At 72.6% G+C, this 26,521-nt stretch carries 22 protein-coding genes; 16 read left to right on the top strand and 6 right to left on the bottom strand.

Annotation, left to right across the window (positions count from 1 at the left end; translation table 11 throughout):
• The 5 genes from ACWC24_RS05690 (at position 1) to nudC (ending at position 10,494) form a co-directional block, all read left to right on the top strand.
• Complete coding sequence (locus ACWC24_RS05690) at positions 1-387, top strand: MGMT family protein (protein ID WP_450661551.1); 387 nt, start codon at positions 1-3, stop codon at positions 385-387.
• A 327-nt stretch (positions 388-714) separates the two neighbouring features.
• Positions 715-4,125: an ATP-dependent helicase gene (locus ACWC24_RS05685; protein ID WP_450661550.1), complete on the top strand. Its 3,411-nt coding sequence runs from the start codon at positions 715-717 to the stop codon at positions 4,123-4,125.
• A 211-nt stretch (positions 4,126-4,336) separates the two neighbouring features.
• Positions 4,337-7,942, top strand: coding sequence for a UvrD-helicase domain-containing protein (locus ACWC24_RS05680; protein ID WP_450661549.1), 3,606 nt, complete (start codon positions 4,337-4,339; stop codon positions 7,940-7,942).
• Between the two features lie 47 nt (positions 7,943-7,989).
• Positions 7,990-9,393 carry a dipeptidase gene (locus ACWC24_RS05675; protein ID WP_450661548.1) on the top strand — a complete coding sequence of 468 codons (1,404 nt, stop codon included), beginning with the start codon at positions 7,990-7,992 and terminating at the stop codon, positions 9,391-9,393.
• A gap of 144 nt (positions 9,394-9,537) precedes the next feature.
• On the top strand, positions 9,538-10,494 hold the full coding sequence (gene nudC, locus ACWC24_RS05670) for an NAD(+) diphosphatase (RefSeq protein ID WP_450661547.1): 957 nt from the start codon (positions 9,538-9,540) through the stop codon (positions 10,492-10,494).
• A 28-nt stretch (positions 10,495-10,522) separates the two neighbouring features.
• Here nudC and ACWC24_RS05665 read toward each other — a convergent pair whose 3' ends face one another.
• Together ACWC24_RS05665 and ACWC24_RS05660 are read right to left on the bottom strand one after the other, a co-directional pair.
• Positions 10,523-10,717 (bottom strand): hypothetical protein, encoded by a 195-nt coding sequence (locus ACWC24_RS05665; protein WP_450661546.1) that lies wholly within the window; start codon positions 10,715-10,717, stop codon positions 10,523-10,525.
• A 132-nt stretch (positions 10,718-10,849) separates the two neighbouring features.
• Complete coding sequence (locus tag ACWC24_RS05660; RefSeq protein ID WP_152891521.1) at positions 10,850-11,107, bottom strand: glutaredoxin family protein; 258 nt, start codon at positions 11,105-11,107, stop codon at positions 10,850-10,852.
• Between the two features lie 183 nt (positions 11,108-11,290).
• Here ACWC24_RS05660 and ACWC24_RS05655 point away from each other — a divergent pair, with 183 nt between their 5' ends.
• The 4 genes from ACWC24_RS05655 (at position 11,291) to ACWC24_RS05640 (ending at position 14,865) form a co-directional block, all read left to right on the top strand.
• Complete coding sequence (locus ACWC24_RS05655; protein WP_450661545.1) at positions 11,291-13,489, top strand: ATP-dependent DNA helicase UvrD2; 2,199 nt, start codon at positions 11,291-11,293, stop codon at positions 13,487-13,489.
• 166 nt (positions 13,490-13,655) lie between these two features.
• On the top strand, positions 13,656-13,979 hold the full coding sequence (locus ACWC24_RS05650; protein WP_162469027.1) for a hypothetical protein: 324 nt from the start codon (positions 13,656-13,658) through the stop codon (positions 13,977-13,979).
• Between the two features lie 179 nt (positions 13,980-14,158).
• On the top strand, positions 14,159-14,545 hold the full coding sequence (locus ACWC24_RS05645) for a WhiB family transcriptional regulator (RefSeq protein WP_375973008.1): 387 nt from the start codon (positions 14,159-14,161) through the stop codon (positions 14,543-14,545).
• Positions 14,542-14,865, top strand: a complete 324-nt coding sequence (locus tag ACWC24_RS05640) for a hypothetical protein (protein WP_450661544.1) — start codon at positions 14,542-14,544, stop codon at positions 14,863-14,865. Before ACWC24_RS05645 ends, ACWC24_RS05640 begins: the two co-directional genes overlap by 4 nt.
• 369 nt (positions 14,866-15,234) lie before the next feature.
• On the opposite strand, the gene ACWC24_RS05635 is transcribed toward ACWC24_RS05640, so the two are convergent.
• Together ACWC24_RS05635 and ACWC24_RS05630 are read right to left on the bottom strand one after the other, a co-directional pair.
• Positions 15,235-16,596, bottom strand: coding sequence for an ABC1 kinase family protein (locus ACWC24_RS05635; protein ID WP_450661543.1), 1,362 nt, complete (start codon positions 16,594-16,596; stop codon positions 15,235-15,237).
• Positions 16,589-17,839, bottom strand: coding sequence for a TOMM precursor leader peptide-binding protein (locus ACWC24_RS05630; RefSeq protein ID WP_450661542.1), 1,251 nt, complete (start codon positions 17,837-17,839; stop codon positions 16,589-16,591). The genes ACWC24_RS05635 and ACWC24_RS05630 overlap by 8 nt, the downstream gene beginning before the upstream one ends.
• A 259-nt stretch (positions 17,840-18,098) precedes the next feature.
• Between ACWC24_RS05630 and ACWC24_RS05625 the strand changes: the two genes are divergently transcribed.
• The 4 genes from ACWC24_RS05625 (at position 18,099) to ACWC24_RS05610 (ending at position 21,985) form a co-directional block, all read left to right on the top strand.
• Positions 18,099-18,695, top strand: coding sequence for a M48 metallopeptidase family protein (locus ACWC24_RS05625; RefSeq protein ID WP_450661541.1), 597 nt, complete (start codon positions 18,099-18,101; stop codon positions 18,693-18,695).
• Between the two features lie 138 nt (positions 18,696-18,833).
• Positions 18,834-20,519 (top strand): TerD family protein, encoded by a 1,686-nt coding sequence (locus ACWC24_RS05620; RefSeq protein ID WP_450661540.1) that lies wholly within the window; start codon positions 18,834-18,836, stop codon positions 20,517-20,519.
• An 11-nt stretch (positions 20,520-20,530) separates the two neighbouring features.
• Positions 20,531-21,211 carry an AIM24 family protein gene (locus ACWC24_RS05615; RefSeq protein WP_152893985.1) on the top strand — a complete coding sequence of 227 codons (681 nt, stop codon included), beginning with the start codon at positions 20,531-20,533 and terminating at the stop codon, positions 21,209-21,211.
• 18 nt (positions 21,212-21,229) lie between these two features.
• Positions 21,230-21,985 (top strand): AIM24 family protein, encoded by a 756-nt coding sequence (locus tag ACWC24_RS05610; protein WP_152893986.1) that lies wholly within the window; start codon positions 21,230-21,232, stop codon positions 21,983-21,985.
• Between the two features lie 50 nt (positions 21,986-22,035).
• On the opposite strand, the gene ACWC24_RS05605 is transcribed toward ACWC24_RS05610, so the two are convergent.
• Both ACWC24_RS05605 and ACWC24_RS05600 read right to left on the bottom strand, forming a co-directional pair.
• Complete coding sequence (locus tag ACWC24_RS05605) at positions 22,036-22,569, bottom strand: NUDIX hydrolase (protein ID WP_450661539.1); 534 nt, start codon at positions 22,567-22,569, stop codon at positions 22,036-22,038.
• Positions 22,566-24,041 (bottom strand): zinc-dependent metalloprotease, encoded by a 1,476-nt coding sequence (locus ACWC24_RS05600; RefSeq protein ID WP_450661538.1) that lies wholly within the window; start codon positions 24,039-24,041, stop codon positions 22,566-22,568. The genes ACWC24_RS05605 and ACWC24_RS05600 overlap by 4 nt, the downstream gene beginning before the upstream one ends.
• A 192-nt stretch (positions 24,042-24,233) precedes the next feature.
• Between ACWC24_RS05600 and ACWC24_RS05595 the strand changes: the two genes are divergently transcribed.
• From ACWC24_RS05595 to ACWC24_RS05585, 3 genes are all read left to right on the top strand, one after another.
• On the top strand, positions 24,234-25,346 hold the full coding sequence (locus tag ACWC24_RS05595; RefSeq protein ID WP_450661537.1) for an SDR family oxidoreductase: 1,113 nt from the start codon (positions 24,234-24,236) through the stop codon (positions 25,344-25,346).
• Positions 25,347-25,703: 357 nt separating this feature from the next.
• Positions 25,704-26,165 carry a molybdenum cofactor biosynthesis protein MoaE gene (locus ACWC24_RS05590; RefSeq protein ID WP_450661536.1) on the top strand — a complete coding sequence of 154 codons (462 nt, stop codon included), beginning with the start codon at positions 25,704-25,706 and terminating at the stop codon, positions 26,163-26,165.
• Positions 26,166-26,304: 139 nt separating this feature from the next.
• Positions 26,305-26,517, top strand: coding sequence for a hypothetical protein (locus ACWC24_RS05585; protein ID WP_450661535.1), 213 nt, complete (start codon positions 26,305-26,307; stop codon positions 26,515-26,517).
• The last annotated feature ends 4 nt before the right edge of the window (positions 26,518-26,521 follow it).

The raw sequence follows: 26,521 nt of genomic DNA, 5'->3' as shown, positions 1-26,521 counted from the left end.
ATGAGCGAGCAGAGCCTTCCGGAGGACGCCCACCCGGAGTACGCGGACGCGCTGCCGGAGTACGCCGAGCGGGTCCTCGAGGTCGCCGAGTCGATCCCACCCGGACGTGTCATGACGTACGGGGACGTCGCCGAATGGCTGGAGGAGGGGGGCCCGCGGCAGGTCGGCCGGGTGATGTCCCTCTACGGAGGAGCCGCCCCGTGGTGGCGTGTCGTGCGCGCCGACGGTGTGCTGCTGCCCGGCCACGAACTGCGGGCGCTCGACCACTACCGCGCGGAGGGCACCCCGCTGAAGGCGGCGAGCAGAGCCGCCGAGGGGCATGTGCCGCGCGTCGACCTGCGGCAGGCACGCTGGGACGGCGGTGAACGTGCGGATGGTCACATCTGACAGCTTCCGCCACAGCCCTGGCCCGGGGGAAACGCGCCGCCCGTACGAGGGAAGCCGGGCACGCCCGCCGCATGCCGTACGTTCGTGAGGCGAGGGGCGTGCGCGACGCACGGGCCGCGAGGGTCGCGAGCGCTGTGCGGGAAGAAGAGGAAGCCCTGCTTCCGTGGCATCCGTCGGCGTAGCGTCGCCTGCACGCGTCCCCCTCACCCCGCGGACACCGCCCGCCACGCGCGAGGCGCCCGCCCGTGCCCCGACGACCACCGTCGCGACGGCGTCCCGCGCCGACCGCGACAGCCCCCAGCACACCCACCAGGACCGGCGAACCACGTGAGCTCCTCTTTTTCCACCGAACACCTGCCGCACCCCGTGCGGCAGGGGAGCCGTGGCGCTTACCGACTGGTCCGTACCCCGCCGGCGCGACCGCAGCCCCTTCGACTGGACGCTGCCCAACGCGCCGTGGTTGACCACGGGAGCGGACCGCTGCTCGTCCTCGCCGGTCCGGGCACCGGCAAGACCACCACCCTCGTCGAGTCCGTGGCGGCCCGGGTCGCCCGTGGCGACGACCCCGCGCGCATCCTGGTGCTCACCTTCAGCCGCAAGGCCGCCGTCGATCTGCGGGACCGCATGGCACAGCGGGTCGGCGCCGCCCGCGCGCCGCAGGCGACCACCTTCCACTCCTTCTGCTACGCACTGATCCGCGCCCACCAGGACAGCGAGCTGTTCGTGGAGCCGCTGCGCCTGCTGTCCGGCCCCGAGCAGGACGTCGCCGTCCGCGGGCTGCTGGCCGGCCAGGTCGACCTGGAGCGGCTCGGCCTCGCCCATGTGCGCTGGCCGGACGAACTGCGTGCCTGTCTGACCACCCGCGGTTTCGCCGACGAGGTCCGCGCGGTCCTCGCCCGCAGCCGTGAGCTCGGCCTCGGGCCCGGGGCCCTGGAGGCCTTCGCCCGCCGCATCGGCCGCCCCGACTGGCGGGCGGCGGCCGTCTTCCTCGCCGAGTACCTCGACGTCCTCGACCTCCAGGGCGTGCTCGACTACGCGGAGCTGGTCCACCGCGCGGTGCTCCTCGCCCGCGGTCCCGAGGTCGCCGGGCGGCTCGCCGCGCAGTACGACGCCGTCTTCGTGGACGAGTACCAGGACACCGACCCGGCCCAGGTCCGGCTGCTGCACGCCCTCGCCGGCGGCGGTCGCACCCTGGTGGCGTTCGGCGACCCCGACCAGTCGATCTACGCCTTCCGGGGCGCCGACCTGAGCGGCATCCTCGACTTCCCCCAGACCTTTCCGCAGGCCGACGGTCACCCGGCCCCGGTCGAGGTCCTGCGCACCTCCCGCCGCTCCGGTGCCGCACTGCTGGCCGCCACCCGGCTGCTGACCCGGCGGATGCCGCTGACCCGCCTTCCGGCGGAGAAGGTGCGCGCCCACCGTGAGCTCACCCCGGTCCACGAGGGCGGGCGGGTCGAGGTCTACACGTATCCGACGGCCGGCACCGAGCTGGACAACATCGCCGACATCCTGCGCAGGGCGCACCTGGAGGACGGTGTGCCGTGGGGCGAGATGGCGGTGCTGGTGCGCGCCGGCGCGCGCGTCATCCCTTCCGTCCGCCGTGCCCTCACGGCCGCGGGCGTCCCGCTGGACATCGACGGCGACGACCTTCCGCTGCGGCACGAGCCGGCGGTGGCTCCGCTGCTGACGGCGCTGCGGGCGGTGGCGGCGGCGGAGGCCACGGGACGCGGCGGCGACGACCACACGGACGACCACACGGACGACCACGCGGACGATCTCCGAGAGCAGGAACGGGAACAGGGGCAGGAGCAGGGCGGGGAGCCGGCGACGGAGACGGAGCCGGGTGCGGATGTCTGCTGGCTGGGTACCGAAGCCGCGCTGACCTTGCTCACCTCCCCGCTCGCCGGCATGGACGCGGCCGATCTGCGCCGCCTCGGACGGGCCCTGCGCGAGGAGGAGCGGGCGGCCGGCAACCCCGTACCGCCGCCCTCGGACGAACTGCTCGCGCGGGCGCTCGCCGAGCCCGAACGTCTGGTCGCGCACGACCCGGCGTACGCCCGCGGCGCACAGCGACTCGGCGCGCTGCTGAGGAAGGCCCGGGAGCGGCTCGCGGGCGGCGGCAGCGCCGAAGAGGCGCTGTGGGACCTGTGGGAGGGCACACCGTGGCCCGCCCGTCTGGAACGGTCCGCGCGCCGCGGCGGCGCGGCCGGCCGCAACGCCGACCGGGACCTGGACGCCGTGTGCGCGCTGTTCGCGACCGCCGCGCGCGCGGAGCAGCGCACCGGGGGCCGGGGCGCGCTGAACTTCCTGGAGGAGATCGAGGCCGAGGACATCGCCGCCGACACGCTCACCCGCCGGGCCGTACGCCCCGACGCCGTCCGGCTGATGACCGCGCACCGCTCCAAGGGCCTGCAGTGGCGCCTGGTCGTCGTGGCCGGGGTCCAGGAGGGACTGTGGCCGGACCTGCGCCGCCGCGGCTCCCTGTTGGAGGCCGACCGCATCGGACGCGACGGACTCGCCGAACCGCTCACCCCCGGCGCGCTCCTCGCCGAGGAACGACGGCTGTTCTACGTGGCCGCCACGCGCGCGAGGGAACGCCTCGTCGTCACCGCCGTGAAGGCCCCCGCCGACGACGGTGACCAGCCCTCCCGCTTCCTCACCGAGCTCGGTGCGGAGCCCAGGGACGTCACGGGCCGCCCCCGCCGCCCGCTGTCCGTCGCCGCGCTCGTCGCCGAACTGCGCGCCACGACCGTGGACCCGCGGGTCTCCGAGCCGCTCCGGGAGGCCGCCGCAGGCCGGCTGGCCCGGCTCGCCGCCCTCACCGACGACGACGGCAGGCCGCTGGTGCCGTCCGCGCACCCCTACCGCTGGTGGGGCATGTTCGAGCCGACCGAGAGCAAGGTGCCGCTGCGCAACCGCGACCACCCCGTCGTGCTGTCCGGCAGTGCCCTCGACCAGCTCGCCAACACCTGCGCCCTCCAGTGGTTCCTGGGCCGCGAGGTGAAGGCCGACACGCCCGCGAGTGCCGCGCAGGGCTTCGGCAACGTCGTCCACGTCCTCGCCGACGAGGTCGCCTCCGGGCACACCCCGGCCGACCTCGACGTCCTCATGGAGCGCCTCGACTCGGTGTGGAACGCGCTCGCCTTCGACGCGCCCTGGAAGTCGGCGCAGGAGAAGGAGAACGCGCGCGTGGCGCTCGAACGCTTCCTGAAGTGGCACGTCATGGACCGCGCCGGGCGTACGCCGGTGGCGAGCGAGCACGACTTCGACGTCACCCTCGGGGCGGGTGACTACGAAGTGCGCATCCGCGGCCAGATGGACCGCGTCGAGAGCGACGCGGACGGCCGCGCCTACGTCGTCGACTTCAAGACCGGCAAGCAGACACCCAGCGCGGCCGAGGTGGCCCGCCATCCCCAGCTCGCCGTCTACCAGCTCGCCGTCCGTGAGGGCGCGGTGGACGACGCCTTCGCCGGTGCCCGTCCCGAGGCGGGGGGCGCCGAACTCGTACAGCTGCGCCAGGGCGCCGCGAAGAGGGACGGCGGCGAGACGCTGCCCAAGGTGCAGGCGCAGGAATCCCTGGCGGGGTCGGAGGGGGAGTGGGTCGGAGACCTGCTGGCCACCGCCGCCGGCAAGGTCCTCGACGAACGGTTCACCCCTACCGCGGGCCAGCACTGCACGCACTGTTCCTTCCAGGCCTCGTGCAGCGCGCGTCCCGAGGGCCGACACGTGGTCGAGTGACCCGTCCCCGTGCACCGACCCCCGCGCGGCACAACCGCCGTGACGCACGGCACCGCAGCCGGCGCGACGCACCCCGCGGCCGCGCCTGTGACGCAGTCCCTGTGACGCAGCCCCTGTGACGCACCGCACCACCCGTGCTGACCTGCGCTTCCTGCCCGTCCGAGCGGCGATCGGGCCTCCGCTGTCAGTGCCCACGGCTAGCCTCTTCGACGTGCCCGCCCGTATCACCGACCCCGAGCAGCTCAAAGAGCTCCTCGGCATCCCGTTCACCCCGGAGCAGACGGCCTGCATCACCGCACCGCCGGCCCCGCAGGTCATCGTGGCCGGAGCCGGGTCGGGCAAGACGACGGTGATGGCCGCACGCGTGGTGTGGCTGGTCGGCACCGGCCAGGTCGCCCCCGAGCAGGTCCTCGGCCTGACCTTCACCAACAAGGCCGCCGGCGAACTCGCCGAGCGCGTCCGCAAGGCACTGGTCAAGGCGGGCGTCACGGATCCCGACGTCATCGACCCGGACCACCCGCCGGGCGAGCCGGTGATCTCCACGTACCACTCCTTCGCCGGCCGTCTCCTGACCGACCACGGCCTGCGCATCGGACTCGAACCGACCACACGCCTCCTCGCCGACGCCACCCGCTACCAGCTCGCCGCCCGCGTGCTGCGCGAGGCCCCGGGCACCTACCCCGCGCTCACCCGTTCCTTCGCCGACCTGGTCGGCGACCTCCTCACCCTCGACGGCGAGCTCGCCGAACACCTCGTGAACCCCGAGGACCTGCGCGCGTGGGACGCCGGACTGCTGCGCGACCTGGAGAGCGCCAAGCTCACCAACGTGGAGCTGCGCAAGGTCCCCGAGACGGCAGCCGCCCGCCGCGAGCTGGCCGGTCTCGTGCTGCGCTACCGGGCCGCCAAGCGCGAGCGCGACGTGCTCGACTTCGGCGACCAGATCGCCCACGCGGCCCGGCTCGCCCGGCTTCCCGAGGTGGGCCGCGTGCTGCGCGACGAGTTCCGCGTGGTGCTCCTCGACGAGTACCAGGACACGTCGGTGGCCCAGCGCATCCTGCTCTCGGGTCTGTTCGGCGGCGGCACCGGCCACCCGGTGACCGCGGTCGGCGATCCCTGCCAGGCGATCTACGGCTGGCGCGGCGCGTCCGTCGCCAACCTCGACGACTTCCCCGAGCACTTCTCCCACGCCGACGGCCGCCCCGCCACCCGCCAGGCCCTCAGCGAGAACCGCCGCAGCGGCGGCCGCCTCCTCGACCTCGCCAACGGCCTCGCCGAGCCGCTGCGCGCCATGCACGCGGGCGTGGAGGCCCTGCGCCCGGCCCCCGGCGCCGAACGCGACGGCACGGTCCGCTGCGCCCTGCTGGGCACCCACTCCGAGGAGATGGACTGGCTCGCCGACTCCCTCGCCCACCTCGTACGCACCGGGACGGCCCCCGGTGAGATCGCCGTCCTGTGCCGTACGGCCGGCGACTTCGCCCTGATCCAGGGCGCCCTCGTCGCCCGGGACGTGCCCGTCGAGGTGGTCGGCCTGTCCGGACTGCTGCACCTGCCCGAGGTCGCCGACCTCGTCGCCGTCTGCGAGGTCCTCCAGGACCCGGGCGCCAACGCGTCACTGGTCCGGCTGCTGACCGGTCCGCGCTGGCGCATCGGCCCGCGCGACCTCGCGCTCCTCGGCCGGCGGGCCCGGCTCCTGGTCTCCCACACGCGCGTGGGCGTCGACGGCGACCCCGACCGCAGACTCGCCGAGGCCGTCGAAGGGGTCGACCCCGCCGAGGTGACCTCGCTCGCGGACGCCCTCGACACGTTCCTGGAGACCCCGCTGAACGGCGCCGGGGACGACGACGGGCTGCCGTTCTCGCCCGACGCGCGCGTACGGTTCGCCCGGCTCGCCGGCGAGCTGCGCGACCTGCGCCGCTCGCTGTCCGACCCGCTCATGGACGTGCTGCACCGCGTCCTCGCCGTCACCGGCCTCGAGGTGGAGCTGTCGGCGTCCCCGCACGCGCTGGCGGCCCGCCGCCGCGAGACCCTGTCGAACTTCCTCGACGTCGCCGCCGCCTTCGCCGCGGGGGACGGCGAGGCCTCCCTGCTGGCCTTCCTGGGCTTCCTGCGCACCGCCGCCCAGTACGAGAAGGGCCTCGACAACGCCCTCCCCGGCGGCGAGAACACCGTCAAGGTGCTCACCGCGCACCGCTCCAAAGGCCTCGAGTGGGATGTCGTCGCGGTCCCCGGCCTGGTCACGGGGGCCTTCCCCAGCGACCGGGGCCGGGAGAAGTGGACCGCCCAAGGGAAGGTGCTGCCGCACGAGCTGCGCGGCGACGCCGACACCCTGCCCGACATCGACTGCTGGGACTCCCGCGGGATGAAGGCCTTCCACGAGGCCATGAAGGAGCACCAGCACACCGAGGAACTCCGTCTCGGGTACGTCACCTTCACCCGCCCCCGCTCGCTGTTGCTCGGCTCCGGCCACTGGTGGGGCCCCACCCAGAAGAAGCCCCGCGGTCCGTCCGACTTCCTCCAGGCGCTGTACGACCACTGCGCGGCGGGACACGGCGAGATCGAGGCCTGGGCCGACGAGCCCGAGGAGGACGAGGAGAACCCGGCCCTGCACCGGGCGACCGCCGACCAGGTGTGGCCCCTTCCCCTCGACGAGGCCGCCCTCGCCCGCCGTCGTGCGGCCGCCGCGACGGTCCTCGCCCGGCTGGAGGCCCTCGCCGCCCACGGGGACGGCGATCCCGCGGCCGCGCACGCCCCCGACGCCGCCGAAGACCCGGACTGGCCCCTCCCGCCGGAGGCCGACGAGTCCGCCTACCCGGACCTCGCCGGCCACTTCGACGACTCCGACGAACCGCCGTACTCCGACGAACCTCCTTACGACGACCACGGACCCTTCTACGAGGACCACGCACCCGGCCACGCGGACGGCGACCCCTTCGACGAGGACACCCCGGACTGGGAGTCGCTGACCACCGACCGCCCCGCGCCCACGAGCCTCCCCACGCTCGCGGACCGCCCGACGATCCCGCACCAGGCGACCGCCCCGGAACCCGCACAGGCGGGACACCGTGCGCTCCCGGGACACCGAGCGGCCCCCGCGCGCGGTGGGCACCCGGAGCACAGCCGCCTCACCCCGGAGGAAGCCCGTACCGTCGCCTCCTGGGACCGAGACCTCGGCGCCCTCACCGACGAACTGCTGCGCGCCAGGCAGAGCGTCAGGGACGTCCCCCTGCCCATGACGCTCACCGCGTCCCAGTTGCTGCGCCTGGCCGCCGACCCGGACGGGTTCGCCCAGGAACTCGCGCGCCCCATGCCGCGCCCCCCGCAACCGGCCGCGCGCCGGGGCACCCGTTTCCACGCCTGGGTGGAAGCGCGCTTCGAAGAGTTGACGCTGCCCATGCTGGAACCCGAGGAACTGCCCGGCGGTGAACACGACATCGCCGACGAGCACGACCTCCAGACGCTCAAGGACGCTTTCGAGCGCACCGAGTACGCACACCGCACGCCCTACCGGGTCGAGACCCCCTTCCAGCTCGCGCTCGGCGGCCGTGTGGTCCGGGGCCGTATCGACGCCGTCTACCGGCATCGCGGTGCCGACGGGACGACGTACGAGATCGTCGACTGGAAGACCGGCCGCACCCGCACCGCCGATCCGCTCCAGCTCGCCCTGTACCGGCTGGCCTGGGCCGAGCAGCAGGGCGTGCCCCTGGAGTCCGTGACGGCCGCGTTCCTGTACGTCCGTGACGGCGAGGTCGTACGGCCCGACCGGCTCCCCGACCGGGCCGCGCTGGAGCGTCTGCTGGCCGGGGAGCCGTCCGTGTGACGAAACGCCCAGCCGGGATGTCACTGAGTGCCTATAGGCTCGTGAACATGAGCCAGACCCCGGACAGCGCCGTCCGTACGTACATCGAGCAGCACCGCGCCGCCTTCCTCGACGCTCTCACCGAATGGCTGCGCATCCCGTCCGTGTCGGCCCAGCCCGACCACGCGCCCGATGTACGGCGCAGCGCCGACTGGCTCGCCGCGAAGCTCCGCGAGACCGGCTTCCCGACCGCCGAGGTCTGGGAGACCGCGGGCGCCCCGGCCGTCTACGCCGAGTGGCCCGCCGAGGACCCCGAGGCACCCACCGTCCTGGTCTACGGCCATCACGACGTGCAGCCCGCCGCCCGCGAGGACGGCTGGGACAGCGAGCCCTTCGAACCCGTCGTACGCGGCAACCGCCTCTACGCGCGCGGGGCGGCCGACGACAAGGGTCAGGTGTTCTTCCACACACTCGGTGTCCGCGCCCACCTCGCCGCCACCGGCCGGACCTCCCCCGCCGTCCACCTCAAGTTGCTGATCGAGGGCGAGGAGGAGTCCGGCTCCCCGAACTTCCGTGCTCTCGTCGAGGAACGGGCGGAGCGGCTGTCCGCCGACGCCGTGATCGTCTCCGACACGGGCATGTGGGCCGAGGACACCCCCACGGTGTGCACCGGGATGCGCGGCCTCGCCGAGTGCGAGATCCGGCTCCACGGGCCCGACCAGGACATCCACTCCGGCTCCTTCGGCGGCGCCGTGCCCAACCCGGCCACCGCCGTCGCCCGTCTGGTCGCCGCCCTGCACGACGAGCACGCGCGCGTGGCGGTGCCCGGGTTCTACGACGGCATCGTCGAACTCACCGAGCGCGAGCGCGAGCTCTTCGCCGAGCTGCCCTTCGACGAGGGACAGTGGTTGCGCACCGCCAAGTCGCACGCCCTGCACGGCGAGGCGGGACACACCACCCTGGAGCGCATCTGGGCCCGCCCCACCGCCGAGGTCAACGGCATCGGCGGCGGTTACCAGGGCCCCGGCAGCAAGACGATCGTCCCGTCCGCGGCCATGGTGAAACTGTCGTTCAGGCTGGTCGCGGGCCAGGACCCGGACCACATCGAGAAGGCCGTCCGCGCCTGGGCCGCCGAGCAGGTGCCCGCCGGGATCCGCTGCGAGATCGTCTTCGGCTCGGCCACCCGCCCCTGCCTGACCCCGCTCGACCACCCGGCCCTGCAGTCCGTCGTGCGCGCCATGGGCCGCGCCTTCGACAAGCCCGTCCGCTTCACCCGCGAGGGCGGTTCGGGGCCGGCCGCCGACCTTCAGGAAGTGCTCGGCGCCCCCGTGCTCTTCCTGGGCATCTCCGTCCCCTCGGACGGCTGGCACGCCCCGAACGAGAAGGTCGAACTCGATCTGCTCCTCAAAGGCGTCGAGACCAGCGCGTACCTGTGGGGCGACCTCGCGCAGAACTGGCGCCATGCGCCCTGACCGCCGTGCGCCCTCCGACAGGGGACCCCGCGCGGGGCACTCCGGAGAAACCGCCTCGCAGCCGGAAGCCCTGCCGGACCCGGTCGCCTCCTGCCGCACGTTCCGCTGAACCACCCGCCGAAACGAACCGTTCCACCGGGGGAGATGGAAGCACCTGTGACCACCTGGACCGACCACACCGCCGACCGACCCATCTCGCTCGCCGCGCCCAGCGGCATCGACCGGGCCGCCCACCACCGCCTCGACGAAGCCTGGCTCGCGGCGGCCTGGAGCCACCCCACGACCCGCTGCTTCGTGGTCTCCGGCGGCCAGGTCCTCATCGACGAGACGTCCGACGGGCGTACCGAGATCGTCATGACGCCGTCCTTCGAGGCTCCGCTCACCGAGGCGCACCGCTACTTCCTGGGCACCGACGGGGACGGTGTCAGCTACTTCGCGCTCCAGAAGGACGCCCTGCCCGGCCGTATCGACCAGTCCGCACGCCCCGCCGGGCTGCGCGAGGCCGGTCTGCTGCTGTCCCCCCGGGACGCGGGCCTCATGGTGCACGCCGTCGGCCTGGAGAACTGGCAGCGCACCCACCGCTTCTGCTCCCGCTGCGGCGAGCGCACGGTCATCGCCGCGGCCGGCCACATCCGCCGCTGCCCGGCCTGCGGTGCCGAGCACTACCCGCGCACCGACCCGGCCGTGATCATGGCGGTCACCGACGCGGACGACCGGATCCTGCTCGGGCGTCAGGTCCACTGGCCCGAGGGCCGCTTCTCGACGCTGGCCGGGTTCGTCGAGCCCGGCGAGTCCATCGAGCAGTCCGTGCGCCGCGAGGTCCACGAGGAGGTTGGCATCCTCGTCGGCCGGGTCGAGTACGTGGCCAGTCAGCCCTGGCCGTTCCCGTCCAGCCTCATGCTGGGCTTCAAGGCGCACGCCACGTCCACCGAGATCGAAGTCGACGGCGACGAGATCCACGAGGCCCGCTGGTTCTCCCGCGACGAACTGACCGACGCCTTCGAGACCGGCGAGGTGCTGCCCCCGTACGGCATCTCGATCGCGGCCCGCCTGATCGAACTCTGGTACGGCAAGCCCCTGCCGACGCGCAGCTTCGTCTGAGCCGGCTCGAGGGAGCAGGGGCGCCCCCTCAGGGGAGCAGGGGGCGTCCCGCGATCGCGTCCCCGATGTGTTCCGTCCTGAGCGCGTCCCGACCGTGTTCGGCGACGAAGGCGCGCACACGGCCGAGTGGGCTGTCCGGCGGGGGCGGCCCCTCGCTGATCGTGACGCCGAGCATCTGCGCCGCGAACGCGGCGCCCACGTCCTGCGGGTCGTTCATGTCCATGCTGCGCACCGTAGCCGGAGGGTCTGACAACCGGGCGGCGCACAGGGTTCCGGACGGGGAGAGGGGGCGCGCGGGACACACAGAACCCCCGATCGGCCGCGGAGGGTCGTCGGGGGTCGTGTCGTGCGCGAGTCAGGCGCCGAGCGCCTGCTTGACCTGGGCGAGGCTCGGGTTCGTCATGACGACCTCGGTGCCACCCGTCGCGGGCACCACCAGGACGGTCGGGACCGTCTGGTTTCCGCCATTCGCCTTCTCCACGAACGCCGCGGAGTCCGGGTCGTGCTCGATGTTGATCTCGTTGTACGTGATGCCCTCGCGGTCCAGCTGGCTCTTCAACCGCGTGCAGTAGCCGCACCACGTGGTGCTGTACATCGTCACAGTGCCCGGCATGTCTCTCGTGCTCCTTCGACGTTCTGGGGACGGGTGGTCGCAGGGGGTGAACGTACGTGAAGAGGTCACCATTCCCGTCCGGCGGGCGGCGGGTACGTGATACCTGCCGCATTAGTACGACTGCGAGGGCCCGCCTGTGGACAACCGGCGCACCCGTCCCGGGCGACCTGGCAGCATGGCCATGTGACACCAGCAACGCATTCCACACTCTTCCCGCAGGTACCGGACTCGGCCGACGCGGTGCTCGACGGGCTCGACCCCGAGCAGCGCGAGGTCGCGACCGCCCTGAACGGACCGGTGTGCGTGCTGGCCGGGGCGGGCACCGGCAAGACCCGGGCCATCACCCACCGCATCGCCTACGGCGTCCGCGCGGGCATCCTCCAGCCCTCCAGCGTGCTCGCCGTCACCTTCACCAACCGGGCCGCCGGAGAGATGCGCGGCCGGTTGCGTCAGCTCGGTGCCGCAGGGGTGCAGGCCCGCACCTTCCACTCCGCCGCTCTGCGTCAGCTCCAGTACTTCTGGCCGAAAGCGATCGGTGGCTCCATGCCCCGGCTGGTCGACCGCAAGGTCCAGCTCGTCGCCGACGCGGCCGCCGCCTGCCGCATCCGTCTGGACCGGGGCGAGCTGCGCGACACCACCGCCGAGATCGAGTGGTCCAAGGTCACCCAGACCGTCCCCGCCGACTACGCGGCGGCGGCTGCCAGGGCGGGCCGCGAGGCGCCCCGCGCCCCCGCCGAGATCGCCCAGCTCTACGCCGCCTACGAGGACCTCAAACGCGACCGCGGCGTCATCGACTTCGAGGACGTCCTGCTGCTGACCGTCGCCGTCCTCCAGGACCGCCGCGACATCGCCGAGCAGGTCCGGGCCCAGTACCAGCACTTCGTCGTCGACGAGTACCAGGACGTCAGCCCCCTCCAGCAGCGTCTGCTGGAGCTGTGGCTCGGTGACCGCGACAACCTCTGCGTGGTCGGCGACGCCAGCCAGACGATCTACTCCTTCACCGGAGCGACCCCCGACCATCTGCTGGACTTCCGCACCCACCACCCCGGCGCCACCGTCGTGAAACTGGTGCGCGACTACCGCTCCACCCCTCAGGTCGTCCACCTCGCCAACGGACTGCTCGCCCAGGCCCGCGGCCGCGCCGCCGACCACCGCCTCGAACTGGTCTCCCAACGCGCCCCCGGACCGGAGCCCCTCTACACCGAGTACACCGACGAGCCGGCCGAGGCCGAGGGCGCCGCACGCCGGATCCGTGACCTCATCGGCGCCGGCGTCCCGGCCGGCGAGATCGCCGTCCTCTTTCGCACCAACTCCCAGTCGGAGACGTACGAGCAGGCCCTCGCCGACGCCGGGGTGCCCTACCAGCTGCGCGGCGCCGAGCGGTTCTTCGACCGTCCCGAGGTCCGCAAGGCGGGCATCGCCCTGCGCGGCGCGGCCCGCTTCGGCGGCAACGACTCGCTCCTCGACGACGTCGTCGACCTGCCGTCCCAGGTGCGTGCCGTGCTGTCAGGCGAGGGCTGGACCACGCGGCCCCCGGCCGGTTCCGGCGCCGTCCGGGAACGCTGGGAGTCGCTGGCCGCCCTGGTGAACCTCGCCCAGGACTTCGCCGCAGCCAAGCCGGGCGCCACCCTGAGCGACCTCGTCGCCGAGCTCGACGAACGGGCGAACGCCCAGCACGCCCCCACCGTGCAGGGCGTCACCCTCGCCTCCCTGCACTCGGCCAAGGGCCTCGAGTGGGATGTCGTCTTCCTGGTCGGCGTCGCCGAGGGCATGATGCCGATCACCTACGCCAAGACCGACGAGCAGATCGAGGAGGAGCGCCGCCTGCTCTACGTCGGTGTCACCCGCGCCCGCGAGCACCTGCACGTCTCCTGGTCGCTGTCCCGCTCCCCGGGCGGCCGGGCCAGCCGCAGACCCAGCCGGTTCCTCGACGGACTGCGCCCCGGTTCGGGCAGCGCGGCCGGACGTGCCGGGCAGGGTGGTGCCGGCGGCATCGAGCGCGGCTTCACCGGTGGGGGACAGACCGTGGTCCCGCGCCGGACCCAGCGCACCCCGGCCCGCTGCCGGGTCTGCGGGCGCACCCTGACCGACGCCGGCGAGATGAAACTGATGCGCTGCGAGGACTGTCCCTCCGACATGGACGAGGGCCTCTACGAGCGGTTGCGCGAGTGGCGTGGGGTGCAGGCGAGCAGCAGCGGACAACCGGCTTTCTGCGTCTTCACGGACAAGACGCTGATGGCGATCGCCGAGGCCGCCCCCGACGAACCGGGCGACCTCGCGCGGATCCCGGGCGTCGGGACCCGCAAGCTCAACCGTTACGGGGCCGATGTCCTGGCCATCTGCGCAGGCCGGGAGCCCGGCGGAGGCACCGGCGGGGACTGATGCGAACTCGTCGAAAAAATAGTTTGCGCACGCCCCGGCAATCCCCATAGGTTCTTAGCCACGGGGACGGAGGCCTTCTCGAAGGCCTCGATTCCGTGCTGTACTTACATATCCGTCGGACTGGGCTCACCCCGGTCCCCCAAGACGCCGAGAGGAGGCGATTCCAGTGATCAGCATCAACACCAGCTCCACCAGCACCGTGAAAATGACCGATCCCTCGGTCGTCTCCGCATGCATGCTCGGCGTCTCCAACCTGGGCACCGGTGCGTCCGGCATTCGTGTCGAGCGTCCGGCCACCTCCCTGTCCCTCGCGGGTCTTCCCGTCCGCGAACGCAGTGAGCGACCGATCGAGGCACTGGAAGCAGCAGTAGTGGCACAGGCCAAGGCCTATGCCTTTACGGCGACCGGTGCCGGAATCCGGAAGCAGACGACGCACCACCACCTGATGTGGGCCTTCCGTGGGCCAGAACCCTGGAGTGATCCAGCCTGATCGTCGATCAGGCCGGCGCCTTCAGGGCCGCGGAACCCCATCCGGGATCCGCGGCCCTTCTGTTTGTCCCCGAACGGGGACGACGGAGCGAAGGGGCCTCGGGACAAGAGAAAAGAACCCGGTACCACGCCGACAGCCGGTTCAACAGAGCCGGACCGACCAGACGAGGAAAACCCGCCGTGCAACTCGAAGCGCACGCCCCGTCCGTACCGCCTTCCGAAGCGATCCCCAAGCCCGGCCTCACGGAGGACCCCACCTTGACCCCGCTCACCCCGCTCACCCCGCTCACCGCGCTCACCGCGCTCGACGACGCCATCGAGAGCCTCGGCGTGCCCGTCCCCTGCCGGTCCTACGACCCGGAGGTCTTCTTCGCCGAGTCCCCGGCGGACGTGGAGTACGCCAAGTCCCTGTGCCGTACCTGCCCGCTGATCGAGGCCTGCCTCGCCGGCGCCCAGGAGCGGCGTGAGCCCTGGGGCGTCTGGGGTGGCGAGCTGTTCGTCCAGGGCGTCGTCGTCGCCCGGAAGCGGCCGCGTGGCCGCCCGCGCAAGAACCCGGTCACGGCATGAACACCGCAGGAACCATCGACCGCCCCCTCACGAACGACCCCCAGAAGCAGGCCCCGATGAAGACGTCCGCCAGCGAGCCCACCGGCTCCGCGACTCCAGACTTCACCACCAGCGGCGCGACCGGCTCGCGTCAGAACAGGACCCGAGAGATGCAACTCATCCCAGAAGCCTTGGCTCGTGCGCATATGCACGAGCGACTGCACGAGGCGGAGCAGGAACGCCGGGCCATGCGCCTGGTGACCGCCCGCCGGATGCAGCGCAGGGCCGAGCGCGCCTCGATGCGCGCCCGCCGTGCGCTCGCCATGGCGGTCATGCAGTGACCACCGACCACAACTGAGGAACAGGCTCCCCGGCACCGGGGAGCAGGGTCTCGGGCGGGGGCCGGTCCGTGCGAACGGACCGGCCCCCGCGGTGCGTTGTGAGCCTTGATCCACCGGCCGTGGGGATATCGTCGAAAGGTGACGAGTCTTCCCGGAGGCAGTGACGACCGCGGCTCCGAGCCGGAGCCGAGCTTGCTCGAATGCGCCCGCTGCGGCAGATCGGCCGAGGGCCCGCGGCCCACCTGGACCTGCTCCGTGGAGAACGGCCGTCGACAGTACTTCTGTGACACCTGTTCCCGCGACAACCTCAGAGCGATCGAGGGGCGGCTGGACTCGGCCTGGTGGTGACGGAGCGCGTCCCGCCCGGGCTCAGGCCTCCGCGGCCGACTCCTCGGCCTCCGCCAGGTCCGGCAGGAATCCCGGCAGCCACTCCTCCAGTTCCTGGCCCAGACGCACGGTCGAGCCCAGCTGGCACAGGACACCGATGGTGCTGAGGGTCACCCGGTGTATCAGCAGATAGGACGGGGGAAGGTTGAGCCGCTTGCCGAGCTGGTAGGCGGGGGAGCGGGGGTCGGCGACGCGGGCTGCCTGGCCGCGCATCCAACCGCGGGTGAAGGTGAACGCCTCGACCCGGGCCGGCTCGATGATGGGCAGGAGATAGTCGAGGACGGCGTCGGGGTCCAGTTCGATGGAGTCCTTGACGAACCCTTCCGCGCACAGGAGTTCGTACACGGCATCGGCCCGGCCGTCGAGGGTCATCCGGAGCGAGTGGCCGATGGGCGCCGGCAGTCCACCCGGGAGCCGGTCGACCGTGCCGAAGTCCAGGACGCCCAGACGCCAGTCGTCGTCGGAGTCGCCGGGCAGCAGTCGGAAGTTGCCCGGGTGCGGGTCGGCGTGCAGCAGCCCGGTGCGGGCCGGGCCGGAGAAGAGGAAGCGGGCCAGCAGCTGCCCGGCGCGGTCGCGCTGGGCCCGGGTGCCGTCGGCGATCACCTCGGACAGCGGGATGCCGTCGATCCACTCGGAGACCAGGACCTGGTCGCTCTGGTGGACCACGGCCGGCACCACCACGTCCGGATCGTTCGCGAACTCCCGCGCGTGCAGCCGCTGGGCCTGCGCCTCCAGTTCGTAGTCGAGCTCCTCGGAGACCCGGTCCCGCAGCTCGGCGATCAGGGGCTTGATGTCCATGCCCGGAACGAGTGGGCCCAACAGGCGGGCGAACCTGCTGAGTTGAGTCAGATCGGAGAGCAGGGCCTCGCCGGCTCCGGGGTACTGGACCTTGACCGCGACCTCACGGCCGTCGTGCCACACCGCCCGGTGCACCTGGCCGATCGAGGCCGCCGCGGCCGGCTTGTCCTCGAACTCCCTGAACAGGCCGCGCCAGTCCTCCCCGAGCCGCTCCCGCAGCACGGTGTGCACGGTCCGCGTGGGCATCGGTGGCGCCGCTTCCTGAAGCTTGGTCAGCGCGGCCCGGTAGGGACCGGCGACCTCCTCGGGCAGCGCGGACTCGAAGACGGACAGGGCCTGTCCGAACTTCATCGCCCCGCCCTTCAGCTCGCCGAGAACCTTGAACAGCTGCTCCGCCGTGCGCTGTTGCAGCTCGCGGCCGACGATCTCGGCGGACTCGCCCACGATCCTTTTCCCGAGTCCCCACGTCGCTCTCCCGGCGAAGCCGAGCGGGAGCGCGGCGAGCTTGGCGGTCCGGGTGACCGCCTTGCGGGGAAGATCAGACATGCGCCCTCCAAGTCCCAGCCGGTCGCGGTGTGCCAGCGGTACGGCATGGCTCCGTCGGCGACCGTAGCCCGGCCATTGTCTCGCGCGACTCCCCGTCGTTGGAGGTGTGTTCTCCCTTACCTTTCTCCGCGGCCCCGCACGGACACGCGGAATGCGGCCAGACCGGTCGCGCGTGCCACTGGAGCGTGGGCAGTGAAGTCTCCCAGCGGGCCCCCGCGGTGGAGGGGAGCCCACCGTCCAGGAACGCGAGCGCATGGGCCGCCGCCAGTCCGGCGACGGTCGTGGCCAGCGTCAGGTCGCAGGCGCGTACCCGGTGCGGCCTTCCGGACTGCCACTGGGCCACCAGCCGGGGCCAGACCGGATCCCGTTCCCGGCGCCCTTCGTGCAGACAGCCGGCGCAGCCCGTCTCACCGGGCAGGACCAAGGGGCCCACGACACCGGTCGCCTCCACGACTCCGGCGTGGAGATGGGGTGTGCCGGAGGCGATGAGGGGTTCGGCGACGGACGGGGCGGGGGCATGGACGGCCACGTCGTCCCGGGGCGCGAGGACCACCAGGGAGAACCCCGGCTCGCCCGCGACCCCGGGGGACACCGCGGTCCCGGGCGGTTCCGCGCTCCGGGGTGCGCCGACGGCACGTCGGGGCGGGCGCTCCGGGGCCGCCCGGCGGGCGGCGCGACGGGCCGCCGCGTCCCGGCGCTCCCCGACGGCGTCGGCGGACAGCCCGCCCGGTGACACGTCGCCCGGATCGACGCGGCCGTCATCGCGTACGTCGACCTCGCCGACGCCCGCGCCCGAGAGCAGTGCCGCCAGCAGGGCGCCGACCCGCCCGGCACCCCTGACCTGGACCCGAAGACAACGGCGGGCGGCCAGCCGGCCCATCGCGTCGCCCGGCCCGGAGGTCGTCAGGGACAGCGAGGCCAGATCGGGGCCCAGCCGGGCCAAGGCCTCCTTCCTGGCCCGCAACGCGTCGGCGGGCGGGCCGCCGCCTCTCGCGTCGTCGAGGAGTCCGGCCCGCGCCAGCCGGGTGACCAGCGTGTCGACATGCCCGTCGGGCAGGTCCATCCGGCGGCCCTCCTCGCGCAGCAGCGCGAGACCGCGGGTGCCGTCGAGCAGATCGAGGAAGCTGCCGGTCGCCGTGTCCACGGGACCGAGCGTCAGCGCGTGCGCGGGAGTCATCCCGAACTGCACGGTGTTCAGGTCGCGCCAGCCGCGCCGCAGCGCGGGTTTCACCATCGGATGCATGACAGGCCCCCGTAGCCGAGAGGAAGTCGCAGGAACGAGAGGGAAGTCACAGAACGTTAGGGATCGTCCCTCTTCGCCGGTGGAGTCCGGTCCATGCTCCGCCGGCGAATGCCAGGATGCCCGCCCCGGCCGGACGGTGCCGAAAGTTGTCCACAGGCAGGGAATGTTCGTCGTACGAATCAGGCGCAGGGCGGGGGATCGAAAACCGAACCGTCCCGGAGTCGGGACTTCTCCCATGTGCAGCGGGTAACGTCGGGGCGTGCCCGCCGACCCACTGCACAGTGCCGGAACTCCACAGCGCAGCACGACGAACCAGCCGCCGAGCGGCTCGGTGGCGAGCGCGATCGAGGTGCGCAGGAGTTCCCGTCGCCGCAGGACGGTCTCCGCCTACCGCGAGGGCGATCGCACCGTCGTGCTCATTCCCGCCCGGATGTCCGAGGCCGAGGAGCAGCGCTGGGTGACCGTCATGCTCGACAAGCTCGCGGCCCAGGAGAGCAAGCGGGTGTTCGGTGACGCCGAGCTGACCGAGCGCGCCGAGCGGCTGTCGGACCAGTACTTCGGCGGGCGCGCCCGGCCCGCCTCGGTGCGCTGGGTCACCAACCAGAACACGCGCTGGGGCTCGTGCACCCCGGCCGAGGGCAGCATCCGGCTGTCGCACCGGCTCCAGGGCATGCCCGAGTACGTCATCGACTACGTGCTCCTGCACGAGCTGGCGCATCTGCTCGTGCCCGGTCACGGGCCGCGCTTCTGGCGGCTGCTGGAGGCGTTCCCGCGTACCGAGCGGGCGCGGGGCTATCTGGAGGGCGTGGTCGCCGCCGACCGGCTGCCCCATTTGCCGGGTGCGCGCAGTGAGTGACTCCGTGCCGCACCGGCGTGTCGGTCGGGACTGAGCACTGGTTGTGTACCGGGACGGTACCGACTGCCTGCGTTGTCGGAGTTTGCGGTTAGCCTGGCGCGACGCACTCGCATTCGGGATGGGGGACGGTCGTTACGCATGGCCAGGGAATTCCAACGCGGCCACAAGGCCAAGATCAGTGACCTCACGGCAGGCACGGATCTGTACGTAGGCGTGCAGATCACCGGCCCGGGACTGGGCTTCGACATCAGCTGCTTCGGCCTCGACGCGGACGAACGGCTCTCGGACGACCGGTACTTCGTCTTCTTCAACCAGCCGAAGTCCCCCGAGGAGGCCATTCAGCTCCTGGGCGCGCAGGCGGGCGACACGGAGTCGTTCCGGGTGACGCTCGACCGCATCCCGGCACAGATCCAGAAGCTGTCCTTCACCGCGACGATCGACGGCGCCGGGCAGATGTCGCAGATCGGCCCCGGCTACGTCCGGATCGTCGCCGGCGGCGAGGAAGTGGCCCGGTACTCCTTCACCGGCTCCGAGTTCTCCACCGAGCGTGCCGTGATGCTGGGCGACTTCTACCTGAAGGACGTGTGGCGCTTCGCGGCCGTGGGACAGGGCTTCGACGGCGGCCTCGAGGCGCTGCTGAAGAACTTCGGCGGTGAGGTCCTGGAGGAGGAGGCGCCCGCGGCCCCGCAGCAGGCCCAGCAGCCGCAGACCGGTGCCGCCCCGGGCTTCGCCCCGCCCGCGTTCGGCGCGCCTGCGGCTCCCGCGGCCCCCGCTCCCGCTCCGGCACCGCAGCACCCCGGGACCGTCGCGCAGGGCTTCCCGCCGCCGCCCGGCGCCACCCCGCCGCACCCGGCCCCCGCACCCTCGGTGCACGGCGCGCCGACCCTCATCGCGCCCCTGGCCCCGCCCGGCGGCGGCACCGTACCGCCCCCGTCGCCCGCCCCGGCTCCCTTCGGGCAGCCGCCGCAGCCCCCGTACGGGCAGCAGGCCCCGAGCGCGCCCATGCCGCCCGGCTACGCGCAGCCCCATGCCCCTCAGGGGCCGCCGCCCGGCTACGGGCAGCCGCCCGTGCCCCCCGGCTACGGGCAGCAGCCGTCGTTCGGGCAGGTCCCGGGCCAGCAGGCCGCCCCCTACGGGATGCCGCAGGGCGCGCCCCAGGGCGGCGCCGGGGTGACGAGCGCGCTCCAGCAGTTCAAGGAGACGCCCACCGGGCAGCGCTGGACGCAGCAGAACAAGAAGCTCATCCGCGTCGACCTCGGCATCGGCGGCCAGCCCGTGCTGGCGCGTCAGGGCAGCATGGTGCTCTACCAGGGCAAGGTCGACTTCAGCTACAAGGGCGCCGGGTTCGCCGGCCGGATCGTGGGCAACGCGACCGGCCAGGAGATGCAGCTGATGCGCTGCACCGGCCAGGGACAGGTGTTCCTCGCCGAGAACGCCACCCATCTGCACCCGGTCGAGCTCCAGGGCGACGCGATCTGCGTCTCCGCCGAGAACGTCCTCGCCTTCGACGAGAGCCTCCAGTACGAGGTCCGCCGCGTCGAGGGCCACGGCATCCCCGGCGGCGCCCTGTTCACGATGCAGTTCCAGGGCACCGGCACGATCGTCGTCAAGACGCACGGCACGCCCGTCGTGCTGCCGGTCACCCCCACCACGTTCGCCGACTGCAACGCGGTGGTCGCCTGGTCGGCCGCCTCCCAGGTGATCGTCTCCAGCCAGGTCCGGATGCGGCGCAACGCCTACCCGGGCGACACCGGCGAGAGCGTCAACCTCCAGTTCCGGGGCGCTCCCGGCAACTTCATCGTCGTCCAGCCGTACGAGGTCTGAGGGAGCCCGTCATGAACCAGCCACTCGCGGGCTATGCCCCCGCACCCGTCACGGCCCGCATGGAGAACCACGGCAACCACATGCTGAAGGTCGCCATGCAGACCGGGAACGACCTCCTCGCGCGCGTGGGGTCGATGGTCGCCTACGAAGGATTCGTCCAGTACGAGCCCAACCCGCCGGCCGTGCGCCAGATCGCCCGCGACTGGATGACCGGCGAGGGCGCGCCCTTGATGAAGGCCTCCGGCGACGGACTGCTCTACCTCGCCGATTACGGCGCGGACGTCGTCGTGATCAACCTCAACGGCGACGGCATCTCCGTCAACGCCACCAACCTGCTCGCCTTCGACGCCCATCTGACCTGGGGTGTCGAGCGGGTCAAGGGGATGGCGAAGTTCGCCGGACAGGGCCTGTGGAACACCAAGATCTCCGGGCAGGGCTGGGTCGCGCTGACCTCCCGGGGCAAGCCGATCGTCGTGGACTGCGGCGGCGGCGAGGACGAGACGTACGTCGACCCCGACGCGCTCGTCGCCTGGTCCCCGAACCTCAAGGTGAAGGGCAAGCGCAGCTTCAAGGCGCAGTCACTGATCGGCCGCGGCAGCGGCGAGGCGTACCAGATGGCCTTCTCCGGCCAGGGCATCGTCGTCGTCCAGCCCAGCGAGGACAGCACCGACCGCCTGCGGTTCCGGGGCTGAGGGGGAGCCAGAGTCACCATGCAGAGCCCGCTTTTCGCCTTCAACGACCAGCAGACCCAGGAACGCTGGAGCCTGCAGAGCAAGCAGATGCTGCGGGTCGTCCTGGAGGGTCACGACGACATCCTGGCCCGCAAGGGCACGATGGTCGCCTACCAGGGACTCGTCGAGTTCGACGCCGAGTACCAGAGCAACAACCAGTCACGCTCGCGCGCGTACACCGGCGAGGGCCTGGACCTGATGCGCTGCCACGGGCAGGGCACGGTGTTCTTCGCCAACCTCGCCCAGCACGTCCACCTGGTGGACGTGGAGCAGGACGGGCTGACCGTCGACAGCAGCTATGTGCTCGCGATGGACTCGTCGCTGCACCACGAGGTCATCGCCGTGGACAGCCTGTACGGCATCTCCGGCTCGGGGAAGTACCAGCTCAACATCACCGGCCGCGGCAAGGTCGCCCTGATGACCTCGGGCGCGCCGCTGATGATGCAGGTCACCCCCGACAAGTACGTCAACTGTGACGCCGACGCGATCGTCGCCTGGTCCACCGGTCTGCGGGTGCAGATGCAGGCCCAGACGCATTCGTCCGGGGTGTGGCGGCGCCGGGGCAGCACCGGCGAGGGCTGGGAGCTCAGCTTCATGGGCACCGGCTTCGCGCTGGTCCAGCCGAGTGAGCTGCTGCCGCCGCAGAACGCCCAGATCGGGCAGGGCCTGGCCGCCCAGTTCGGCATGGGCCAGCACGGCGCGCGGGCCCAGAACCAGGGCAACGTCTGGAGCTGATCGCACATGTGAACGAGGGGTGACCGTGGCGTCGGTCACCCCTCGGGCGTTCACAGCCGGGCGCGGGTCGCCTCCAGCAGCCGTACGACGGAGTCGTCCGCCACGTCCGCCACCTCGTCGTAGGCGAACCAGCGCACGTCGAGCGACTCCTCGCTGATCGCGGCCTGCGCGCCCGGGGGCGCCACTACCGCGTACTGCACGTCGAAGTGCCAGTGGCACGGCGCCGGGATCGGGTGCTTGTCCAGCCGCACCGGACCGCCCGCGAGCAGTGTCAGCCCGGCGATGCCCGACTCCTCGGCCGCCTCACGCAGCGCCGCGTCCGCCAGCGTGGCGTCACCCGGCTCGCAGTGACCGCCCGTCTGGAGCCACATGCGCAGCTTCCTGTGCAGCGTCAGCAGGACCCGGCCGTGCTCGGGGTCGATCACCAGGGCGCTCGCGGTGACATGGCCCGCGTGACAGGCCTTCCACACGCCGTCCGGGTGCGCCGCCAGATGGTCCAGGTAGGCAGCGCGCAGCGCCTCCTGCTCCTCGTCCCGGTCCGTGTGGTCCTTCAGGACCAGGACCGCGTCCTCGTACAGGCTCACTCGGCGCCGTCGCCCTCGGTCTCGTCGCCCTCGGTCTCTCCGTCCTTCGTGCCGCCGTCCTCGGCCGCGCCGCCCTTCTTCAGGTCGGGCTTCTCGGCCGAACGGCCGCTGGCGGCCTCGCCCAGCATCTTGTCCAGCTCGGAGAAGTCCAGGTGCTCGCGGTGCACGAAGCCGTCCGGGTCGTCCAGGTCGGTGGCCGTCGGCAGCATGTCCGGGTGCGCCCACAGCGCGTCACGACCGTCGACGCCCCGCGCGTCCGTGAGGGACGCCCACAGCCGGGAGGCGTCACGCAGCCGGCGCGGACGCAGTTCGAGGCCGATCAGCGTGGCGAACGTCTGCTCGGCCGGACCGCCGGTGGCACGACGGCGGCGCAGGGTCTCCCGCAGCGCGTCGGCGGACGTCAGACGCGGCTTCGCGGCCGCGTGGACCACCGCGTCCACCCAGCCCTCCACGAGCGCCAGAGCCGTCTCCAGACGGGCCAGGGCGACCTTCTGCTCGGGCGTGTCCTCGGGCTGGAACATGCCCTGCTGAAGGGCGTCCTGAAGCTGCTCCGGGTTCTGCGGGTCGAACTGGCCGACCACGTCCTCCAGCTTGGCCGTGTCGACCTTGATCCCGCGCGCGTACCCGTCGACCGCACCGAACAGGTGCGAGCGCAGCCACGGCACGTGGGCGAACAGACGCTGGTGGGCGGCCTCACGCAGGGCGAGGTACAGCCGCACCTCCTCCTTCGGCACGCCCAGGTCCTTGCCGAACGACTCGATGTTCACCGGCAGCAGCGCGGCCTTGCCGGCCGGGCTGAGCGGCAGGCCGATGTCGGACGAGCCGACGACCTCGCCCGCGAGCACACCGACGGCCTGCCCGATCTGGGTGCCGAACATGGCGCCGCCCATCGAGCGCATCATGCCGATCAGCGGGCCGGCCATGGCCTGCATCTCCTCCGGCAGGACATCGCCCATGGCCGTGCCGACGCGCTCGGCCACCGGGTCGACGAGCTGCTGCCACGCGGGCAGGGTCGCCTCGACCCACTCCGCGCGTGACCACGCCACGGCGGAGGCGGCACCGGAGGGCAGGGACGTCGCGTCGTCCAGCCACAGGTCGGCCAGGCGTACGGCCTCCTCGACCGCGGTCCGCTCGGAGGCACCGACGCTCGCGTCCTTGACCCCGTCGGCGGTGCCCTGGGCGACCGTCTGGCGGGCGATCTGCTTGGCCATGTCCCAGTTCACCGGGCCGCCCTCGTACGAGAGCATCTGGCCGAGCTGCTGGAACGCGGCGCCCAGGTCGTTGGGACTCAGCGAACCGAACATGGCAGCGAGCGGATTGTCCGCACCGGGGCCGCCCGGGCCACCGGGCCCGAAGCCGAACGGGTTGGCCGGTCCCTGACCACCACCGCTCTGCTGGTCCTTCTTCTTGCCCTCGTCGCCGTTCTCCGGCTCCTCCGGCGGAAGGCCGAATCCGAATGGGGTGTCACTCACGGGATTCCTCGGCTGGTAAGGCCACCGGTTCTTTCCGGCGGCACGACTGCCCGACAACACCACCCAGCCTAGACACCGCGGACGGATCGGGCCTCGGTGCTTCGCCGACGGAGGGCCTGCGGCAGGATGGATGCCACCTGGTACGTACGCGTCGCTCGCGCCCGTACAGAAGACAACCGCTGGAGACACCTGGTGAGTTCCCCAGATCCGCAGGTTCGCGCAGCGCGAAACCACTCGGGCCCGCCCACTGCCCGCGGACCCGTCGTCGCCGTGACCGGCGCCGCGTCCGGTGTGGGCGCGCTGCTGACCGCGCGGCTCGCCGCGTCCGAGGAGATCAAGCAGGTCATCGCCATCGACGAGCGCCGGGGGGAGTGTGCCGAGGCGCAGTGGCAGATCCTCGACGTGCGGGACCCTGCGATCGCGGACAAGCTGCGCGGCGCCGACGCCGTGGTGCACCTGGCGCTCGACCTCGATCTGGGCAGCGACGCGGCCGCGCGCACCGCTTACAACGTCCGGGGGACGCAGACCGTGCTGACCGCGGCCGCGGCGGCCGGTGTGCACCGCGTGGTGCTGTGCACGTCCGCGATGGTCTACGGGGCGCTGCCGGACAACGAGCTGCCGCTGTCGGAGGACGCCGAGCTGCGCGCGACCGCCGAGGCCACGGGGGTCGGCGACCTGCTGGAGATCGAACGGCTCGCCCGGCGCGCGCCGCGCGCGCATCCGGGGCTCAACGTCACGGTGGTGCGGCCCGCGGTGCTCGTCGGGGAGACGGACACCGCGCTGACCAGGTACTTCGAGTCGCCTCGGCTGCTCGTCGTCGCCGGGTCGCGGCCCGCGTGGCAGTTCTGCCACGTCGAGGACCTGTGCAGCGCGCTGGAGTACGCCGTCCTGGAGAAGGTGGACGGGGAGCTCGCTGTCGGCTGCGACGGATGGCTGGAGCAGGAGGAGGTCGAGGAGCTCAGCGGGATCCGGCGGATGGAGCTGCCGTCGGCGGTCGCGCTCGGCGCGGCGGCCCGGCTGCACCGGATCGGGCTCACCCCCTCACCGGCGGGGGACCTCGCCTACACGATGTACCCCTGGGTGGTCAGCGGGAGCCGTCTGCACGACGCGGGATGGCGGCCGCGGTGGACCAACGAGGAGGTGCTCGCGGAGCTGCTGGAGGAGGTCTCCGGCAGGCACACGGTGGCCGGGCGGCGGCTGGGGCGCAAGGACGCCACGGCCGCGGGCGCGGCGGGCGCGACGGTCGCGCTGCTGGGCGCGGCGGCCGTCGTACGGCGGGCCCGGAAGGCGCGGCGGCGGATCTGACAGCCTCCCTGGGGCGACGGGCGTGCGCCGACGGGCCGGCTCCGGGGCGCGTGCTCCGGGGCGCGGGCCGCGACGGGCGGGCCCGGTAGGCGCACGGCCCCTGGAGCACGCGCGGACTCCGAGGCGCGGACCCCGAGGCGCGGACCCCGAGGCGCGGACCCCGAGGCGCGGACCCCAAGGCGCGGACCCCAAGGCGCGGGCTCCGAGGCGCGCGGGCTGACGATGGGCCATCTGTGGTCCGTGCTCCGTGCTCCGTGCTCCGTGCCCTTGATCCGCGATCCGCGGACCCGCGGCGCGTCGGCCCGATGGTCCGAAGCGCTGTTCCCCGCGGTCCCGGGCGTGCGGCACGATGGGGGTATGGCAGCCACGAACGATCATCCAGGTGAGCAGGCGGCGCCGGACCCCGTCAAGCTCATCGCCGTCCGCGACACCGCGCTCAGCCTCGACGAGGTCTTCCGGGCCGTCGGGGACGACGCGGCCGGCGGGACCGCGCTGTTCGTGGGGACCGTGCGCAACCACGACGGCGGCAACGACGTCGACGGGCTCGGGTACTCGTGCCACCCCAGTGCCGAGGCCGAGATGCGACGGATCGCGGAGAAGGTCGTCGCGGAGTACCCGGTGCGGGCGCTGGCCGCGGTGCACCGGGTCGGGGACCTGGCGATCGGTGATCTCGCCGTCGTCGTCGCCGTCTCCTGCCCGCACCGGGGCGAGGCGTTCGAGGCCTGCCGGAAGCTGATCGACGATCTCAAGCACGAGGTGCCGATCTGGAAGCACCAGAGGTTCTCCGACGGCACCGAGGAATGGGTCGGCGCCTGCTGAACCGCCCTTCCCCCGTCCGGTTAATTCCGCTACCCCGTCCGGTTGCGTAACCGAACCCCTGGCGTGAGCGTTGTCAGTGCGGATGGTTAATCTGCTGATCAGTCAGTAGCGATCGCTCGATAGGGGTTGGGAGGTCGGCATGGGCGCACTCGCCTGGTTGCTGATTCCGCTTGTGGCTGCGATCGGAGCCGGCCTATGGGGCACCTGGGCCAACCGGACGAGAAAGACCCGCGGCGACGGTCCTGAATTGGATGGGTATGCCCGATTCCGGGCTGCGATGGAGAAGTCGCACGTCGCTGTGATGGAGAAGACGCCCGCCGCCGTGATGGAGGAGACACACAGCGGTACATGACAGG

The organism is Streptomyces sp. NPDC001443, assembly GCF_053597355.1.
Note: the sequence above shows the minus strand (reverse complement) of the source record. Positions and strands in the feature narration are given on the sequence as shown.

What these genes read in the sequence shown, in the direction of transcription:
- ACWC24_RS05690 (WP_450661551.1), top strand. Translation starts at nt 1, where the DNA reads ATGAGCGAGCAGAGCCTTCCGGAGGACGCCCACCCGGAGTACGCGGAC.
- ACWC24_RS05675 (WP_450661548.1), top strand. Translation starts at nt 7,990, where the DNA reads ATGAGCCAGACCCCGGACAGCGCCGTCCGTACGTACATCGAGCAGCAC.
- nudC (WP_450661547.1), top strand. Translation starts at nt 9,538, where the DNA reads ATGGAAGCACCTGTGACCACCTGGACCGACCACACCGCCGACCGACCC.
- ACWC24_RS05665 (WP_450661546.1), bottom strand. Translation starts at nt 10,717, where the DNA reads ATGGACATGAACGACCCGCAGGACGTGGGCGCCGCGTTCGCGGCGCAG.
- ACWC24_RS05660 (WP_152891521.1), bottom strand. Translation starts at nt 11,107, where the DNA reads ATGCCGGGCACTGTGACGATGTACAGCACCACGTGGTGCGGCTACTGC.
- ACWC24_RS05640 (WP_450661544.1), top strand. Translation starts at nt 14,542, where the DNA reads ATGAACACCGCAGGAACCATCGACCGCCCCCTCACGAACGACCCCCAG.
- ACWC24_RS05635 (WP_450661543.1), bottom strand. Translation starts at nt 16,596, where the DNA reads ATGTCTGATCTTCCCCGCAAGGCGGTCACCCGGACCGCCAAGCTCGCC.
- ACWC24_RS05630 (WP_450661542.1), bottom strand. Translation starts at nt 17,839, where the DNA reads ATGCATCCGATGGTGAAACCCGCGCTGCGGCGCGGCTGGCGCGACCTG.
- ACWC24_RS05620 (WP_450661540.1), top strand. Translation starts at nt 18,834, where the DNA reads ATGGCCAGGGAATTCCAACGCGGCCACAAGGCCAAGATCAGTGACCTC.
- ACWC24_RS05615 (WP_152893985.1), top strand. Translation starts at nt 20,531, where the DNA reads ATGAACCAGCCACTCGCGGGCTATGCCCCCGCACCCGTCACGGCCCGC.
- ACWC24_RS05610 (WP_152893986.1), top strand. Translation starts at nt 21,230, where the DNA reads ATGCAGAGCCCGCTTTTCGCCTTCAACGACCAGCAGACCCAGGAACGC.
- ACWC24_RS05590 (WP_450661536.1), top strand. Translation starts at nt 25,704, where the DNA reads ATGGCAGCCACGAACGATCATCCAGGTGAGCAGGCGGCGCCGGACCCC.
- ACWC24_RS05585 (WP_450661535.1), top strand. Translation starts at nt 26,305, where the DNA reads ATGGGCGCACTCGCCTGGTTGCTGATTCCGCTTGTGGCTGCGATCGGA.